Annotated in this window: 16 protein-coding genes; 8 read left to right on the top strand and 8 right to left on the bottom strand. The window is 72.0% G+C overall.

Translation table 11 applies throughout. The features are described 5' to 3' along the window. The first annotated feature begins 18 nt into the window (after positions 1 to 18). The 3 genes from ACFWIA_RS10215 to ACFWIA_RS10205 are packed head-to-tail and all read left to right on the top strand — an operon-like array spanning position 19 to position 2,766. Positions 19 to 981 (top strand): ABC transporter permease, encoded by a 963-nt coding sequence (locus ACFWIA_RS10215; RefSeq protein WP_387002320.1) that lies wholly within the window; start codon positions 19 to 21, stop codon positions 979 to 981. Beyond that, entirely contained in the window at positions 974 to 2,011 is a 1,038-nt protein-coding gene (locus ACFWIA_RS10210) for an iron chelate uptake ABC transporter family permease subunit (RefSeq protein ID WP_387002318.1), read from the top strand. Before ACFWIA_RS10215 ends, ACFWIA_RS10210 begins: the two co-directional genes overlap by 8 nt. Next, complete coding sequence (locus tag ACFWIA_RS10205; protein ID WP_385493273.1) at positions 2,008 to 2,766, top strand: ABC transporter ATP-binding protein; 759 nt, start codon at positions 2,008 to 2,010, stop codon at positions 2,764 to 2,766. Before ACFWIA_RS10210 ends, ACFWIA_RS10205 begins: the two co-directional genes overlap by 4 nt. Here the strand turns inward: ACFWIA_RS10205 and ACFWIA_RS10200 are convergent. Further along, on the bottom strand, positions 2,757 to 3,674 hold the full coding sequence (locus tag ACFWIA_RS10200) for a helix-turn-helix domain-containing protein (RefSeq protein ID WP_387002316.1): 918 nt from the start codon (positions 3,672 to 3,674) through the stop codon (positions 2,757 to 2,759). The two genes, ACFWIA_RS10205 and ACFWIA_RS10200, sit on opposite strands and share 10 nt — an antisense overlap. A 170-nt stretch (positions 3,675 to 3,844) precedes the next feature. On the opposite strand from ACFWIA_RS10200, the gene ACFWIA_RS10195 reads away from it, so the two are divergent. Then, positions 3,845 to 4,486, top strand: a complete 642-nt coding sequence (locus tag ACFWIA_RS10195) for an NAD(P)-dependent oxidoreductase (protein ID WP_387002314.1) — start codon at positions 3,845 to 3,847, stop codon at positions 4,484 to 4,486. A 44-nt stretch (positions 4,487 to 4,530) separates the two neighbouring features. On the opposite strand, the gene ACFWIA_RS10190 is transcribed toward ACFWIA_RS10195, so the two are convergent. From ACFWIA_RS10190 to ACFWIA_RS10170, 5 genes are all read right to left on the bottom strand, one after another. After that, a complete protein-coding gene (locus ACFWIA_RS10190) occupies positions 4,531 to 6,396 on the bottom strand; it encodes an SIP domain-containing protein (protein ID WP_387002312.1) in 1,866 nt (621 codons plus the stop codon). Between the two features lie 5 nt (positions 6,397 to 6,401). Further along, complete coding sequence (locus ACFWIA_RS10185) at positions 6,402 to 7,370, bottom strand: ABC transporter ATP-binding protein (RefSeq protein ID WP_387002310.1); 969 nt, start codon at positions 7,368 to 7,370, stop codon at positions 6,402 to 6,404. Further along, the gene (locus ACFWIA_RS10180) at positions 7,367 to 8,398 is read right to left on the bottom strand and encodes a FecCD family ABC transporter permease (RefSeq protein WP_387002393.1); all 1,032 of its coding nucleotides are present in this window, start codon (positions 8,396 to 8,398) and stop codon (positions 7,367 to 7,369) included. The genes ACFWIA_RS10185 and ACFWIA_RS10180 overlap by 4 nt, the downstream gene beginning before the upstream one ends. A gap of 92 nt (positions 8,399 to 8,490) precedes the next feature. After that, positions 8,491 to 9,579, bottom strand: a complete 1,089-nt coding sequence (locus tag ACFWIA_RS10175; RefSeq protein WP_387002308.1) for a FecCD family ABC transporter permease — start codon at positions 9,577 to 9,579, stop codon at positions 8,491 to 8,493. Positions 9,580 to 9,673: 94 nt separating this feature from the next. Beyond that, the gene (locus ACFWIA_RS10170; protein WP_387002306.1) at positions 9,674 to 10,717 is read right to left on the bottom strand and encodes an ABC transporter substrate-binding protein; all 1,044 of its coding nucleotides are present in this window, start codon (positions 10,715 to 10,717) and stop codon (positions 9,674 to 9,676) included. Positions 10,718 to 10,883: 166 nt separating this feature from the next. On the opposite strand from ACFWIA_RS10170, the gene ACFWIA_RS10165 reads away from it, so the two are divergent. Then, positions 10,884 to 11,645: an AraC family transcriptional regulator gene (locus ACFWIA_RS10165; protein WP_387002304.1), complete on the top strand. Its 762-nt coding sequence runs from the start codon at positions 10,884 to 10,886 to the stop codon at positions 11,643 to 11,645. A 75-nt stretch (positions 11,646 to 11,720) separates the two neighbouring features. Here ACFWIA_RS10165 and ACFWIA_RS10160 read toward each other — a convergent pair whose 3' ends face one another. Next, a complete protein-coding gene (locus ACFWIA_RS10160) occupies positions 11,721 to 12,461 on the bottom strand; it encodes a TioE family transcriptional regulator (protein ID WP_387002302.1) in 741 nt (246 codons plus the stop codon). A gap of 158 nt (positions 12,462 to 12,619) precedes the next feature. Between ACFWIA_RS10160 and ACFWIA_RS10155 the strand changes: the two genes are divergently transcribed. From ACFWIA_RS10155 to ACFWIA_RS10145, 3 genes are all read left to right on the top strand, one after another. Next, positions 12,620 to 15,004, top strand: coding sequence for an ATP-binding cassette domain-containing protein (locus tag ACFWIA_RS10155; RefSeq protein WP_387002300.1), 2,385 nt, complete (start codon positions 12,620 to 12,622; stop codon positions 15,002 to 15,004). Positions 15,005 to 15,217: 213 nt separating this feature from the next. After that, the gene (locus tag ACFWIA_RS10150) at positions 15,218 to 15,697 is read left to right on the top strand and encodes a winged helix-turn-helix transcriptional regulator (protein WP_387002298.1); all 480 of its coding nucleotides are present in this window, start codon (positions 15,218 to 15,220) and stop codon (positions 15,695 to 15,697) included. A 135-nt stretch (positions 15,698 to 15,832) separates the two neighbouring features. Beyond that, complete coding sequence (locus ACFWIA_RS10145; RefSeq protein WP_385493258.1) at positions 15,833 to 16,024, top strand: hypothetical protein; 192 nt, start codon at positions 15,833 to 15,835, stop codon at positions 16,022 to 16,024. A 177-nt stretch (positions 16,025 to 16,201) separates the two neighbouring features. Here ACFWIA_RS10145 and ACFWIA_RS10140 read toward each other — a convergent pair whose 3' ends face one another. Continuing rightward, positions 16,202 to 16,861, bottom strand: coding sequence for a DsbA family oxidoreductase (locus ACFWIA_RS10140; protein WP_387002297.1), 660 nt, complete (start codon positions 16,859 to 16,861; stop codon positions 16,202 to 16,204). Positions 16,862 to 16,880 lie beyond the last annotated feature (19 nt).

Here is a 16,880-nt window from a genome sequence, read left to right as displayed (position 1 = left end):
ATCCATCCCGGAAGCCCCATGCGTCGACTTCCCCTGCTGCTGGCCACGCTCTGCGTGCTCGCGCTGATCACGGCCTCGCTGTTCATCGGCGGGTACGACATCGACCTGCGCGCGCTGTTCACCGACCCCGAAGCCCGGCGGATGTTCCTGATCTCCCGGGTGCCGCGCACGCTCGCCCTGGTGCTCGCCGCCGCCGCGATGGCGGTCTCCGGCGTGATCATGCAGATGCTTGTGCAGAATCGTTTCGTCGAACCCACGACCACGGGCACCAGCGAATGGGCGGCCCTGGGCGTCCTGCTGCTCACGATCACCGTGCCGGCCGCGTCGCCGATGGTGAAGATGGGCGCAGCCAGCGCCTTCGCGTTCGTCGGTGCGCTCGTCTTCCTGTTCGTCCTCGGTCGGATCGCGCTCAAGTCGCAGGTCATCGTGCCGATCGTCGGCATCATGCTGGGCGCCCTGGTGAGCGCGGTGACGCTGTACATCGCCTCGTCCACCAATCTGCTCCAGATGCTCGCCACCTGGCGCTCGGGCGGATTCAGCTCGGTGGTGCGCGGCACCTACGAGCCGTTGTGGGTGGTCGGCGCCATCGTCATCGGCCTGTACCTGGCGGCCGACCGCTTCACCATCGCCGGACTCGGCCGGGACACCGCCACCAGCCTGGGCCTGCCCTACCGGCGCATCATGTTCACCGGGCTCGTCATGGTCGCCCTCGCCACCGGTGTGACCACGGTCGTCGTCGGGTTCATCCCCTTCCTGGGTCTGATCGTGCCGAACCTGGTCTCGATGGCACGCGGCGACGACGTCCGCAGCAACCTGCCGTGGGTGGTGCTCAGCAGCGTCGCCCTGATGATCGCCTGCGATCTCGTCGGGCGGATCGTCGTCTTCCCCCTGGAGATCCCGGCGACGGTGGTGCTCGGGGCCGTCGGTGCGGTCGTCTTCGTCGCGATGATCCTGCGTCAGCGAGGGAAGGTCCATGTCTGAGAGTCCCGCACGGACCGCGCCCCCGCCGGGCGCTGCCGGCGAACGTCCCACCGCGGAGCCCGCCTCCCCCGCCCGGCCGAGGCTGCCCGCCACCGCCCGGCTGGTCATCGCGGGCGTGCTCGCCGCCGTCGCGGTGTGCTGCTTCCTCTTCCTCTTCATCAAGGGGTCCTTCGACTTCGCCTTCGAGCGACGCCTGACCATGCTGGGCACCATGACGGTGGTCGCGTTCGCCCAGGCGGTGGGCACGGTGGTGTTCCAGACCATCACCCACAACCGCATCCTCACCCCCTCGATCATGGGGTTCGACTCCGTCTACATCCTGATGCAGACCCTGCTGGTGTCGGTCTTCGGGGGAAGCGTGCTCGCCGCGACGGACGGCATGCCGAAGCTGATCACCCAGACCCTGTTGATGGTCGGCTTCACGATGCTGCTGTTCGGCTGGCTGTTCAACGGACGCAAGGGCAGCATCCACGTCCTGCTGCTGGTCGGCGTGGTGCTGGGGCTCGCCTTCCGGAGCCTGTCGGACTTCCTCCAACGGCTGCTGTCACCCGCCGAGTACGACGTGCTGTCGGCGCGGCTGTTCGGCCGGCTCAGCAGCGCCGAGGCGGAGTACCTGCCCCTGGCGGGCGGCGTGTGCCTGATCGTCGGCGCCATCGTCTGGCAGCGCCGCTACCGGCTCGACACCCTGCTGCTCGGTCGGGACGCCGCCACGAACCTGGGCATCGCGCACAAGCGCGAGCTCTCGTTGATGCTGCTGCTGATCTCCCTGCTGGTCGCGATGTCGACCGCGCTCGCGGGGCCCATGACCTTCTTCGGCTTCGTCACGGCGATGCTCGCCTACCAGATGTCGGGCACCCACCGGCACGTCATCGTGCTGCCGATGGCGTTCCTGATCGGGCTGATCACCCTGGCGGGCGGGCAGTTCGTCATGGAACACGTCTTCTACGCCTCCGGCATGCTCACCGTCGTCATCGAGTTCCTCGGCGGGGCGATCTTCCTCGTCCACCTGCTCAGGAAGGGCACCCTGTGATCGAGTTCACCGACATCCGCAAGACGTACGGCGACGACACCGTGCTCGGTCCGGTATCCGGGCAGATCCCGGCGGGCGGCATCACCTCGCTGGTCGGCCCCAACGGGGCCGGCAAGTCCACCCTGCTGACCATCATCGGTCGGCTCGCCGAGCCGACCTCGGGCACGGTGACCGTCGACGGCCTCGACGTGCACCGCGCCAAGTCGCAGGACGTGGCCCGGACCCTGTCCATCCTCCGCCAGGAAAACCACTTCACCGCCCGGGTGACGGTGCGGGAGCTGGTCTCCTTCGGGCGCTTCCCGCACAGCCGCGGACGGCTGACCCCCGAGTGCGTCGCCCAGGTGGACGACGCATTGGACTTCCTGCACCTCGGCGACCTCCAGCACCGCTACCTCGACCAGCTCTCCGGCGGCCAGCGCCAGCGTGCCTACGTGGCGATGGTGCTGGCCCAGGACACCCGGTACGTGCTGCTCGACGAGCCCCTCAACAACCTCGACATGAAGCACTCCGTGCGGATGATGAGCCAGTTGCGGCGTGCGGCGGACGAACTCGGCAAGACCGTGGTCCTGATCGTGCACGACATCAACTTCGCCGCCACCTACTCCGACCGGATCATCGCCCTGCGCGACGGCCGGATCGCGGCCTCCGACACCGTGGACGCGATGATGCGGGCGGAGGTGCTCACCGAGGTGTTCGACACTCCCGTGCAGGTCCACGAGGTCGACGGGAAGCGGACGGCCGTCTACTACCGCTGAGACCCCGGCCCCCGGGCCGCACCGCTGCGGACGGCCGCCCGGAAGTCGGTCGGGGTCTGCCCGGTGCGGCGGTGGAAGAACTTGCTGAAGTGCGTGGGGCTGGGGAAGGCCAACCGGTCGGCGATCCGGGACGAGGCGTCGTCGCTGTGGGCGAGTAGGCGCTTCGCCTCCAGGACGACCCGACGGTCGATGAACTCCTTGGCGCCGGTTCCGGTGGCGGCGAGGGCGGCCCGGGACAGGGTGCGGGGCGAGTAGCCGAGCAGGCCCGCGTAGTCCGCCACCCGCCGGGTACGCGCGAAGTGCTCCTCGACCGCGTTCCGGAACCGCAGATAGGTCTCGTCGGGTCCCGGGGAGGGGACGTCGTCGGCCCCGGCGAGGTGTGACAGCCGCAGCACGAGGACGGCCAGGAGGTGGCGCAGCGTCGCCGTGTGCGCTGCCAGCGGCAGGTGCCCGAAGGAGCGGAACTCCCGGTCGAGGTGTGCCACGGCCAGGTCCAGGGCCGGTACGTCCTCGGCGACGGGGGTGCGGACGGCGGGGCCGTGGACGTCGTCCAGCCGGGCGCCGGCCGCGGTGGCCCCGTCCAGGAAGTCCTGCTGGAAGAGGACGAGGGTGCCTTCCGCCGCGGTGAGGTCACCCCACTGTTGGACCTGACCGGGGCGCACCCACAGCCAGGACCCGCGTCGCAGGGTGTGTGCGGTGAAGTCGACGGTGTGCCGCAGGGTGCCCGAGGCGACCGTGAGCAGATGGTGGAAGCCGACGCGTTGCGGCGCCGTGAAGCGGTCCGGACCGGCGCGGGCGCGCAGCTCGGCCAGGGACAGGACCTCGATGCCGGGGGGCGTCCCGGCCGGTGCGGCGAAGGACACCTCCGCAATGCCGGCTGTACCGTCCTGTCGGTTTTTGGCCATCATGAGTCCCCAGCGTACCCAGAAGGTCCCAGCTAGTGGGCCTAGCGTGGAGGCATCGGCCCGATCCGCCCGACCTGGATGACGGAAAACGGCGGGCGGCCGAACGCCAAGGCCGCCCGGGTTCCCCCTCGGGCCCGGGCGGGTCGGGGAACCGGAATCCTGAGGAGCTCACCATGAAGATCGTTCTGTTCGGTGCCACCGGCATGATCGGAAGCCGCATCGCCGCCGAGGCCGTTCGCCGGGGACATCGGGTCGTCGCCGTGTCCCGTTCCGGGCAGGCCCCGCTCGACGACCCGCAGCTGACCGCCGTCGCTGCGGACGCCGGCTCGGCCGGGACGGTCGCCGGCCTGGTCAGGGGGGCCGACGCGGTGGCCTCCGCGCTGGTCCCGCTCCGCGACGGCTCCGATCCGCTCGCGCCGTTCACCGCGCTGTACGACGCCTTCCTCGACGGGGTGCGCTCCGGTGGCGTCGCCCGGGTGGTGATCGTCGGCGGAGCCGGATCGCTGCGGGTCGCCGAGGACACCGCGCTGAAGGACACCCCCGGCTTCCCCGTTGCTTACCGGCCCGAGGCCGGGGCCCACAGCGCCCTGCTGGACGTGCTGCGCACGGTCGAGGACCTGGAGTGGACCTCCGTGTCGCCCGCCGCGCTCATCGCCCCCGGCGAACGCACGGGTGCCTTCCGCCTCGGCGGCGACAGCCTCCTCACGGACGCCGAGGGCAACAGCCGCATCAGCGCGGAGGACTTCGCCGCCGCCTTCGTCGACGAGGTCGAGAAGGCCGAGCACCCCAGGGCCCGCATCAGCGTCGCCTACTGACCCGGCACGGTCCGCGCCCCGGTACGGACCAGCGGACCACCGGATCAGTTCCGCGGGCCGAGGGCGTGGAGGGTGTAGCCCCAGCCGATCGTGGTGCGCTCCACCAGGCGCAGGCCCGCGGCGTCGAACAGGGCACGGTGCCCCTCGCGGTCCCGTGCACCGCCGCCGTGCAGGGCGAAGTCGATCAGGTCGTCCTCGTAGTCGTGCTCGTCCGCCACCTCCGGGTCGAGCACGTCACCGAAGACCAGGACCCGGCCGCCCGGGTTCAGCCCGGCCGCCGCCTGACGCAGTACGTGGACCGCGTCGACGTCGGTGAGGGAGCGCAGCGCATCGGCCAGCAGCACCGCGTCGGTGGGCACCGGGCGGGGGCCGAGCAGGCTGCCCGCCTCGTACCCGATGCGCTCGTGCGCCGGGTACGCCCCACGGAAGGCGTCGATCTCCGAGGGGGCGGCGACCACCGTGGCCCGCAGCGCGGGGTGCACCTTGACCAGGGCGGCGGCGAAGCTGCCGGCAGCCGGACCCGAGACGGTCACCGTGGACAACCCGACGAACGCGGAGGCGGCGGCGAGGGCGCCCGCCACGTACACGGCTTCCCGCGCCTCGTGTGCGGTGCGGGCGGCGAGCAGCGCGGGATCGTCCTGGACGTGCCGGGCGTAGTCGGCGCCGAACCAGCGGGCGTGGTCGCCCCGACCGGTGCGCACCGCGGACCACAGCGACAGGGCGCCGCCGAGTTCGCGTCGAGCGGGCAGCCCGTCGAGGTGCAGGGTGTCGATGACGTGGTCGTCCTCCAGTTCGCGCCCCAGGTCGGTGAGCCGGTAGCGGCCGTCGTCGAGCCGTTCGGTCAGGTCGAGGGCGGCCAGGTAGCGCACCAGTTTGCCGAGTCCGACCGGGTCGGTGCCGGTGGCCGCGGCCAGTTCGGCGACGGTGCGCGGTCGTTCGCCGAACGCGGTCGCCAGGCCGAAGGTCACCGCGGTCCGGGCGGCGAACGCGGGCAGCACCTCGGTGAGTTCGTGGAACCGCTGCGCCTCGTTCCCGCTCCCTTCGGCGTCCACCGGTGCGTCGCCGGGCCGCGCGGAGTGCGGGTCGTCGACGGCGACCGGTTGGCGGCGCCAGTACCCGGTGACGTCGACCTGCTCCTTCGCCAGTGCCTTCTCGTTCCTCAGCCACCGTCTGATCGGGGTGAGGGTGCGCGATTCGCCGGCGACCCAGACGAACACCGTCCCCGCCCACCACGGGGCCTGCCGGACGGCGTCGAACAGCAGGGTGGTCGTGCCCGGTTCGGCGCCGTCGCGGCTGAGCCAGGTCACCGTCACCCCGTCCGGGAGGGGGAGGTCCTGCCGGTGGTCGGGGTGGCCGACCTCGATGAACACCTGGCCGCGGGCGCCGGCCGGCCACTGCTCCAGCCACCGGCCGATCGCCGGCAGCGCGGTCTCGTCGCCGGCCACCAACGTCCAGTCGGCCCCCTCGGGGTGCAGCGAGGAGGACTTGGGTCCGGCGATCTGCACCCGTTCGCCGGGCCGCACCCGGGAGGCCCAGGTCGACGCCGGTCCGACGCCGTGTATGACGAAGTCGACGTCCAGCTCACCGGCGACGGGGTCCCAGCGCCGCACGGTGTACGTGCGGGAGACCATGCGGGCGTCGTCGCGGGGCCAGTGCAGCAGTCCGTCGGCCTGGGTCGGTCCGACGACCGTCTCGGCGTCGGGGTGCTGGAGCAGGACCTTGAACTCGTCGTCGAACCCGTCCGAGCGGAACGCCGCCACCGGGTGGCCGTTCGCCGCGGTGTGGGCGGCCAGTTCGGGGCCGCCCAGGGTGACCCGGCGCATCCCGGGCGTCACGTCCGTCACGCGCAGGACGTCCAGGGTGCGGGTGGTGATGGGGAAGACCTCTAGGTGCCTCAGGCTCTGTGCCACGGTTCTCACTTCTCTGGACGGGGGTCGGCGGCGGTGGCGCCGCGGGACGGAACCGGGCCCGGTCCGTCCACTGCTGCGGGTTCGGTCGGGTGACGGGGCGCCGTGCGCGGGTCGAGCGGCACCACCGTCGGGGTGCCGGTGACGGGGTCGGGAACGACGAGGCAGCGCAGCCCGAAGACCCGCTCGACCAGCTCCTCGGTGATGACCTCGTCGGGGGTGCCGGTGGTGACGACGCCGCCGTCGCGCAGGACGACCAGGTGGTCGGCGTAGCGGGCGGCCTGGTTGAGGTCGTGCAGCACCGCCACGACCGTCTTGCCCTCGTCGTGGAAGGTGCGGAACAGCTCCATCAGCTCGTACTGGTGGGCGATATCCAGGAACGTGGTCGGCTCGTCCAGCAGCACGATCGGCGTCTGCTGGGCGAGGAGCATCGCCACCCAGACCCGCTGGCGCTGCCCGCCCGACAACTCGTCGACCAACCGCCCCGACAGTTCGGTCAGCCGGGTCGCCCGCAGTGCCGCTTCGACGGCCTCCTCGTCGGACCGGCGCCAGTGCTGCACCAGGCCCTGATGGGGTGCGCGCCCCCGGGCGACGAGGTCCGCGACCCGGATTCCGTCGGGCACCAGGGAGGTCTGCGGCAGCAGGCCCATCCGGCGGGCGACCTCCTTGGACCGGTAGGTGCTGATCGCCTTCCCGTCCAGCAGCACGCGCCCCGCCGAGGGGGTCAACACCCGGGCGAGGGTGCGCAGCAGGGTGGACTTGCCGCAGCCGTTCGGACCGATGATCGCAGTGAACGAGCCGTCCGGTATCCGCACCGAGAGGCGCTCGGAGACCACGGCCTTGTCGTAGCCGATCGTCGCTTCGTCGACGACGACCCCGGCCCGGGGCGGGGCCGAACCGCCGGGGCCGGCGAGGCCGTCGGGGCGTTCACGGTCGGGCGTGGGGGTCATGTGCTCGTTCTCTTCGGGTGGGGTCATCGGGGTGCGCCGTACTGACGCCGGGACTCGTGGATCAGGAGGCGGATCAGGTACAGCCCGCCCAGGCACACGGTGATCAGACCGACCGGGACGGGCCGGTAGGACCGGGCGACGAGCAGCGCGAGGACGTGGGCCGCGCTCAACAGGGCCGCCCCCATCGCGGCTGCCGGGAGCAGCCGCACCCCGGGCGAGCGGGTGAGCCGCCGGGCCAACTGCGGGGCGACCAGGGCGATGAAGCCGATCGGCCCGGCGGCGGCGGTCACCAGCGCCGTCGTCGCGACGCCGACCACCAGCAGGGCCAGCCGGACGGCTCCGACCCGGGTGCCCTGGGTGACGGCCGCGTCGTCGCCGAGTTCCAGGTGGCGCAGCGACGGGGCGAGGAGCGCCGCGGCCAGCACGATCAGCACGGTGACGGCCAGCGAGAGGGCCATGCCGTTCCACGTCACGCGGGTGAGGGACCCGGCGCCCCAGAACCCGATGGTCAGGGCGTCGGTGAGGTCGGCCCGGGAGATCAGATAGGCGTTGACCGAGCCGAGCAGCGCCGACACGCCGATGCCCACGATGATCAGCCGGAAGCCCTGCACGCCGCGCCGGTAGGCCAGTGCGTACACCAGGAAGGCGGTGGCCAGTCCGCCCACCACCGCAGCGCCGGCGACGGACCAGTAGGCCCCGCCGCCGAACACCAGGAGGGACAGGACCACGGCCGTGTAGGAGCCGGCGTCGAAACCGATGACGTCCGGGGAGCCCAGCGGGTTGCGGGTCAGCGACTGGAAGATCGCCCCGCCGACGCCCAGCAGCGCACCGAACACGAGGGCGGCGGTGACCACCGGAAGCCGCCACTGCACCACGACGGTCCGGTGGAACTCCGCACCGGAACCGGTGAGCGCGGCGGCGACCTCGCCGATCGTCAACACGTAGTCGCCGAAGCGCAGCGCCACCACGGCCGACACCAGTGCGACGAGGAACAGGGTCGCGGTCACCGCGGTCTGGCGCACCCCGAGGCGCGCCGAGAACCACCGGCACCGCACGCTCCGGTTCGCGTACCCGAAGTCCACGCGTCCCGAGCCGCGCACGCCGGCCCCCCGGGTCGTTCCGGCGGGGTCCCGTACGGTGTCCGTGTTCACAGCCCGCTCGCCTTCCGACGTCGTACCAGGGCGATCAGCGCGGGCGCGCCGATCACCGCGGTGAGGATGCCGGCCTCGATCTCCCCGGGGCGGGCGATCACCCTCCCGAGGACGTCCGCGGCGAGCACCAGGGCCGGGCCGGCCAGCGCGGAGTACCCGGTGATCCACCGCTGGTCGGGTCCGACGAACCACCGCACCACGTGCGGCACCATCAGACCCACGAAGGCGATGCCCCCGGTCAACGCCGTTGCGCCGCCGGCCAGCAGGGTGACCGCGAGGACGCCCAGCACCCGGGTGCGCAGCACCTTCGCCCCCAGCGAGACTGCGAGGTCGTCGCCGAGGGCCATCGAGTTCAGCGCACCCGAGACGGCCACCGCGATCAGCAGGCCGAGGGCGAGGAACGGGGCGACCGCGGCCGTGTCGTCCAGGCTGGTGCGGGCGAGGGAGCCGAGCCCCCAGTTGCGGATCGAGCGGAAGGTCTCCGGGTCGATCAGGGTCAGGAAGGTGCTGAATCCGTTCAGCACCGCGCCCAGCGCGACTCCCGCCAGTACGAGGGTCACGGGTGAGGCGGTGCCCCGTCCGGCCGAGCCGATCAGGTACACCAGGACCGTTCCGGCCGCCGCCCCCAGGAACGCGAACCAGACGTACCCGGTGATCCCGGACAGCCCGAAGAACCCCACCCCGAGGGTGACGGCGAACCCCGCACCCGCGTTGACGCCCAGGATGCCGGGGTCGGCCAGCGGGTTGCGGGTCAGCGCCTGGATCGCCGCGCCCGCCACTCCCAGCGCCGCGCCCGCCGCGATGCCGGCGACCGTGCGCGGGACCCGGAGGGACCAGACGACGACCGACGCCTCGGACCCGTCGCGGTGCCGGAACCCCCGCCACACCTGTTCCACGGAGAGGGGATTGGCGCCGAGGGCCAGGCTCGCCAGGACCGTCACCGCCAGTACCAGCAGGAGCAGTACGAGACCGGGGACGCGGCGCGAGGTGTCGGCCTCCGGTCCGGGGCGCAGGGGGGCGCCGGGCGGGTGGGCCCGGGCCGGGCCGGCGTCGGCGCGGGGGGCGGGCCGGTGGACGGTCGTCATGCGGGGGGAACCGCCGGACGGCGCACACGCAACGCGGTGCCGCGGTGTCCGGGGAGGCCGGCCACCGTCGATCCACCTCCCGCCAGGGCCTGCCTCAACGGATCGCCCTTCCACCGAACTCGGCGAGCTGGTCGATCAGCCAGGGCACGCTCAGCACGCTCTGCACGTTGAGGCCCCAGGCGAAGTGGTTGGTGCCCGCCTCCTTGTCCTGCGGGTTGATCACGGCACGTCCGTCGGCCACCGCGGGAACGGCCTCGACCAGGGGCGCGTCAACGAAGTACGCGGGGCTGGCGGAGGTGCTGAGCAGCAGGAAGTCGGCGTCGATGAGCCCGACGAGTTCGTCGCTGATCGTGCCGTCCTTGGTGAACTTCGCGGCGGCCTCGGGCAGGACGAAGCCCAGTTGTTCGAAGAGGTGAGCGGTGTCGGAGCCGGGGGAGCTGGCGTAGTACGGGCCGTACTTCTCGTCGTAGACGATGACGTGCGTGGCGCTCTTGCCCCGGAACTCGGGGTGTTCGGCGCGGGTCTTCGCCACGCTCCGCTCCGCCGTCTCGACGGCCTTGACGGCCGCGTCGGTCAGGTCCAGGGTGTCGCCCAGTTTCCGGGTGAGCTCCTGCCAGGTCAGCTCGCCCTGGGGTGCGTAGAGCACGGGGGCGATCGCGCTGAGCTTGTCGAACCGCGCCTGGTCGAAGGTCTCGTAGGCGGCGAGGGCGACGATGAGGTCCGGCGCGGCGGCGGCCACCGATTCGGCCGACACCTCCGTACCCGCTTCGGCGTCCCAGAGCTTCGCGATGCCGGTGACGGCGTCGTCATCGAGCCAGGGGTTGCGGTCGACGGTCGAGGGCGCGAAGACGGGCGTGCCGCCGAGCGCGATCAGCGCATCGGTGTCGAGGGTGTTCGCGGTGACGATCGCGATGCGTTCGGGGCGCCGGTCGAGCGTGGTGTCACCGAACGGCGTCTTCAGGGTGAGCGGGTACGCGGTCGCGCCTTCGGCGGCGGGAAGGACGGTGGCAGCGGCACCCGAGCTCTCGGGGGCCCGGTCGGCGCCCCGGTCGTCCGGGGTCGCGCACCCCGTGACCAGGACCAGGCCGGCGATGACGGCGCCGATCAGGCGGGAGGTACGGGTACGGGGCGTGCGCATGACTTTCATGGGGCCTTTCAGGTGCGGGTACCCCGGGTCGGATCGGTGCGACGGCCGGCCGGACAGGGCGGCGGGGGCTGCCAACTATGGTTAGCCTTACCTATGTGATGGCTCCAGTGCGAAAAGCGACAACCTCGATGCGAATCCTGACAAGCGGGGTGAACGGGTGACGGTGCGCAGAAGGGACGCGGGAGGCCACGCGAGCCTCTCCTCGCTCGACTTCCCCTTGCACATCCCGAGCGTCGACATCCCCGAGCAGGTCCACCACGACGAGCACATGGCGCTGTGGCAGATCAGGGGCAGCACCCTCGTACGGTGCGGGGAGACCACCGTCGAGATCACCGAGGGCGAGGTCATCTGGTTGCCCGCGGGCACCCGACACGCACTGGAGGTCCGGGCGAACTCCGTACTGTTCCCGCTCTCCATCTCGATGGACGAGATCGCGACCGTGCTCACCGACATCACCGTCGTGTCGATCCGCAACGACGAGAAGATCTACTTCCTCGCCCTCCACCAGAGCCAGAGCACGATCATCCAGCCGTCCGCGAACATCCAGCGGCAGGTGCTGTCGATCCTCGAACGCCGGGTGCTGGCCCCCGACGACCTGCCGCTGCCGACCAGCCCCGGCGCCGCGGCCGTGGCGGGCGCCCTGCTGTTCAACCCGGGGGACGACCGGCGCATCCTCGACTGGGCCCGCGAAGTGCGGACCAGCGGGCGCAGCCTGGAACGGGCCTTCGTCGCGGAGACCGGACTGACGTTCGGGCAGTGGCGCACCAGGAGCCGGATGCACGCCGCGGCCCGGCTGCTGCGCGCGGGTTCCTCGGTGGTCTCGGTGAGCCAACGGGTGGGCTACGAGGACCCCAGCAGCTTCGCCCGCGCCTTCCGCGACTTCTACGACATGAGCCCCACCGAGTACACCGCACGGTGAGGGCCCGGACGGTGCGCCGCGGGAGGCGAACGCCGCTGTGGTCGCCGCTCCAACTGCTGCCGAGGGGTGGGTGGTTCAGTCCGCGGCCGGGCCGGTGGGCGGGGCGAGGTCGAGGAGGGGCACGTACCGGGCGAGCCGGGTGGCCGCGTGGAGCATCGACACGCCCCGGCCGGTGAGCCGGTCCCGCCAGTCGTCGAGGGCGGCCGACAGTGCCTGGGTGCCGCCGGCCGTGCGGACCTGCCGGACCACGGTGGCGATGTGGTCCAACGGGTAGCCGCCCCGTCTCAGGAGGTGGGCGAGCTCGGCGTCCCGGACGTCCGCGGCGCCGTACGTGCGGTGCCCGGTGATCGGCTCGCGGTCGGGGGCCAGGACGCCCGCCGCCTCCCAGTTGCGCAGGGTCGCCGCGGTGACCCCCAGCCGGTGGGCGAGCGCACCGATGCTGAAGGGCTCGCGGTGCGCGGGCGCGGGCGGAGCGGCGCCGGTGGCGGAGGTCAGGTGCGCCACCGCCGCGCCGACCGCGTCCAGCGTCTCCCGGTCGCGGAGCAGTTGGGCGTGACCGCGGTCCACGGCCGTCAGCGCGGCGTCGAGGTCGCCCGCGTGGAGCGACCGCATGATCTGCCCGGCCACGGCGTAACCGTGCGCCGCGACGAGCGCCAGATAGGCGCGGAGGGCCGCGGCGTGCGCCGCGGTGTAGGTCCGGTAGCCGGTTGGGGTGCGGGCGGCCAGCGGGAGGAATCCGTCCCGCTCGTAATTGCGGACCGCCTGGGTCGAGATCCCGTGTTCACGGGCCAGGTCGGACGGGCGCAAGTGATCCATGGTTGGAGACTCTCACGAATCCTTCCAGCGCTTTTCCCCGTTAAGTCTCAACCGTCATGGCAAGTCTACGCTTGAGGTCACGAGCAGGGCAGACCAGGACCGCGCCGCACCCCCCCCGTACGACCGGGGCGTACCGCGCGACTCACCGGGGAGGGACCATGACGGTCGGCACGGGGATCGACCCACCGCCGCCCGCGTTGCACATCGCGGACAGCCACGACCTGATCCGCGTGCACGGCGCACGGGAGAACAACCTCAAGAACGTCACCGTGGAGATCCCGAAGCGCCGACTGACGGTGTTCACCGGGGTCTCCGGCTCGGGCAAGAGCTCCCTGGTCTTCCACACGATCGCCGCGGAGTCGCAACGGCTGATCAACGAGACCTACAGCGCCTTCGTCCAGGGCTTCATGCCGAGCCCGGGCCGGCCCGACGTCGACCACCTCGACGGACTGACGACCGCGATCATCGTCGACCAACAGCCGATGGGCTCCAGCCCCCGCTCCACGGTCGGCACCGCCACCGACGCGGGCGCCCTGCTGCGCATCCTGTTCAGTCGGCTCGCCGAGCCGCACATCGGCTCCCAGCGGGCGTTCGCCTTCAACATCGCCTCCGCCGAGGCGACCGGCACACTGGTGGTGAACGGGAAGAAGACCGAGAAGGGCTTCAGCGTCGTCGGCGGCATGTGCCTGCGCTGCGAGGGCCTGGGCACCGTCACCGACATCGACCCCACCGAGCTCTACGACGACGCGCTGTCGCTCGCCGACGGCGCGATCACCGTCCCCGGCTGGAAGGCGGACGGCTGGGTGGTCCGGTCGTTCACCGAATCCGGCTTCCTCGACCCGCACCGGCCGATCCGCGACTACACCGCCGACGAACTCCACGACCTCCTCCACCGGGACCCGGTCAAGGTCAAGGTGAACGGGCTCAACACCACCTACGAGGGACTGCTCGCACGGGTGCGGAAGTCGTTCCTCACCAAGGACAAGGAGACGCTGCAACCCCACGTCCGCGCCTTCGTGGACCGCGCGGTGACGTTCTCCGTCTGCCCCGCCTGCCACGGCACCCGGCTCAGCGAGACCACCCGTTCGTCGAAGATCGACGGCATCAACATCGCCGACGCCTGCGCCCTCCAGATCAGTGACCTGGCCGCCTGGGTCCGCGGCATCGACGAGCCGTCCGTCGCGACCCTGGTGGAGGTGCTCGGCGGGACGCTCGACTCCTTCGTCGGGATCGGGCTGGGCTACCTCTCGCTCGACCGGGCGTCGAGCACCTTCTCCGGCGGCGAGGCCCAGCGCACCAAGATGGTGCGCCACCTCGGTTCCGCGCTCACCGAGGTCACCTACGTCTTCGACGAGCCCACCGTCGGTCTGCACCCGCACGACGTCCAGCGGATGAACGACCTGCTCGTCCGACTGCGGAACAAGGGCAACACCGTCCTGGTCGTGGAGCACAAGCCGGAGACGATCCTGATCGCCGACCACGTGGTCGACGTCGGACCGGGGGCCGGCGCGGCGGGCGGCGAGGTGGTCTTCGAGGGCGCCGTGGAGGAACTGCGCACCAGCGGCACGCTGACGGGACGGCACCTGGACGACCGGGCCTCGCTCAAGCCGTCGGTGCGCACGCCCCGAGGGGTGCTGGAGGTGCGCGGCGCGAACTCCCACAACCTGCGTGACGTCGACGTCGACATCCCGCTCGGAGTGCTCACGGTGGTCACCGGCGTCGCGGGCTCCGGCAAGAGTTCGCTGATCAGCGGCTCGGTGGCCGGTCGGGACGGGGTGGTGACGGTGGACCAGGGGCCCATCAAGGGCTCCCGGCGCAGCAACGCGGCGACCTACACCGGCATGCTCGACCCGATCCGTACGTCCTTCGCCAGGGCCAACGGGGTGAAGCCCGCGCTCTTCAGCCCCAACTCCGAGGGTGCCTGCCCCGGTTGCAAGGGCGCCGGTCTCGTCTACACCGACCTGGCGATCATGGCCGGGGTCGCCACCACCTGTGAGGACTGCGCGGGGAAGCGGTTCCCGCCGTCGGTGCTGAGGCACCGCCTCGGCGGTCGCGACATCAGCGAGGTGTTCGCGATGTCGGTGGCCGAGGCCGAGGAGTTCTTCGGCGCGGGTGAGGCCCGCACGCCGGCAGCCCGGGCGGTCCTCACCCGGCTCGCCGACGTGGGGCTGGGCTACCTCAGCCTCGGCCAGCCGCTCACCACCCTCTCCGGCGGCGAGCGGCAGCGCCTCAAACTGGCCACCCACATGTCGGGCACGGGCCGGGACCGGGTCTACGTACTCGACGAGCCGACCAGCGGACTGCACCTCGCCGATGTCGAACAACTGCTGGGCCTGCTCGACCGGCTGGTCGACTCGGGCAGGTCGGTCATCGTCGTCGAGCACCACCAGGCCGTCATGGCGCACGCCGACTGGATCATCGACCTCGGCCCCGGCGCCGGCCACGACGGCGGCCGGATCGTCTTCGAGGGCACCCCGGCCGCGCTGGTCGCCGCCCGCTCCACCCTCACCGGCGCACACCTCGCGGACTACGTCGCCGGCTGAGACCGCGTCGGCGGCCTACCGCCGGGCCCGGGCCGCGGTGCTCGACCACCCCGGTTCCGGGGCTCGTCCGGCCGTCGCCCCGGGGCTCCCCGTGAAGGACCCGGCGAAGGCCGCGGGGTGTTGCTCCGCAACGGTGGCCAGGGGGACAGTGGAGCCATGAATCCAACGGGTGTTCGACTCGATGCTCATGTCGACAGTGAACCCGGGCCCGGCGTGGCTCACCAAACGGAAACCCACGCCCGAACCCCCTCGGCGGACCGGCCCGCACGGCCCCGGGACGGGGACGGGGACTGGGACGAGGAACTGGTCCCGGACGAACGAGGGCGCACCGAGGCCCCGGAAGAGGACTGTCCGGTCGAGGTGGCCCTCGCCGCGATCGCGGGCCGTTGGACCACGCTCATCCTGCGCGAGCTGATGCACGGCCCGCACTCCTTCGGTGACCTGCGCGACCGGTTACCCCGCATCAGCCCCAAGGTGCTCGCCGAACGACTGCGGGTGCTTGGAGAGCGAGAGCTCCTGGTCCAGGACCGGCTGCTCGGGTTCCCCGTCCGCACCCGCTACCACCTCACCCCCGCGGGCAGGGCCCTGCGCCCCCTGCTCGTCGAGCTGTACAGCACCGGGACCAACGTCCAGGCACTGCGCGCACAACGGGCCGACGGAACGACGGAGCCGGCCGGGCCGAGCGGATCGTGACCCGGTACCAGGAGCCGGCCCGGGCCACCGTGAATCAGGTCAACCCGCGTGGAACCTGGACGGTCTTCTCGTCATCAGGGGCGAGTCAGGGGGCCGCCCTCACGGATTTCCGACGGACGGGGGAAGATCGGCGTCATGAACACCGCAGAGACATCCGGCCACCCACCGATCTACGAGCGCTTGGTTCAGGAACGTGGTGACGTCCTGTTAGAGACCCGGAAGGCCGCCGAGGAGGCCCAGCGCACGGCGCGGCAGGCCCTGGACTGGAGTGGACTGCGGCGCTCCCAGGCAGAGAGGGAGGAGCGCGCGTTTTCCCCGTTCGGCTGAGGGGGCCGCACGGTTGGCATCGCGTCCCCGGGCCGTCGCACCAGCCAGGGCCCACCGCGTGACGCACGGGTCGTACGGCCCCGCCCGGCATGATCTGCGCGGGCGGGGCCGTACTCGTGGGAACCGGTCACCGCGGCGAACCCGCGGCGGGCACCCGCCGCGGTTCCCCGGTGCCGGTCACCGGTCGGCCTCCGCACGGGCCCGCGCCAGCGCATCGAGCAGCGCGGAGCTCTCCTGCGCCCCCTCCACCGCGTGCCGGCCGTCGATGACGAGGGTCGGCACCGAACGGATTCCGCTCGCCCGCGCCGCGTCGAGCTGCCCCGTCACCTCCGGTACGCCCTCGGGGCCCGCCAGCATGCCGAGCACCCGCTCGGCGTCCAGGTCCGGTGCGGCCACCACGGCGAGCACCTCGGGCCGGGTGAGGTCACGGCCGTCGGTGAAGTAGGCCGCGAACAGGCGCTCCTTGACCGTCGCCTGGACCCCTTCGGTCCCGGCCAGCCACAGCACCCGGTGGGCGTCGAAGGTGTTGCCGATCAGCGCGCGGCCGAAGTCCATGGTGATGCCCTCGTCCGCGGCCACCCGCGTGGTGTGGGTCAGGACGGCTTCGGCCCGCGGCCCCAACCGCTCGCCGAGGTAGTCGCGCGCCAGGGTGCCGCTGCGCGGGGCGCCGGGGTCGAGCTGGAACGCCCGGTGGACGACCCGGACGTCGTCGGCCCCCGGGAAGGAGTCCAGCGCCCGGTCCAGCCGACGCTTGCCGATGTAGCACCAGGGGCAGACGAGGTCGGCGTAGACCTCGACGGTGATCGTTCCTTCGGACGTGCGGGGGTGCGTGCTCATCGTGTTCCTCGGGCTCTCA

It is taken from the genome of Streptomyces sp. NPDC127068 (assembly GCF_042724695.1).
Taxonomy (GTDB): domain Bacteria; phylum Actinomycetota; class Actinomycetes; order Streptomycetales; family Streptomycetaceae; genus Streptomyces.
Note: the sequence above shows the minus strand (reverse complement) of the source record. Positions and strands in the feature narration are given on the sequence as shown.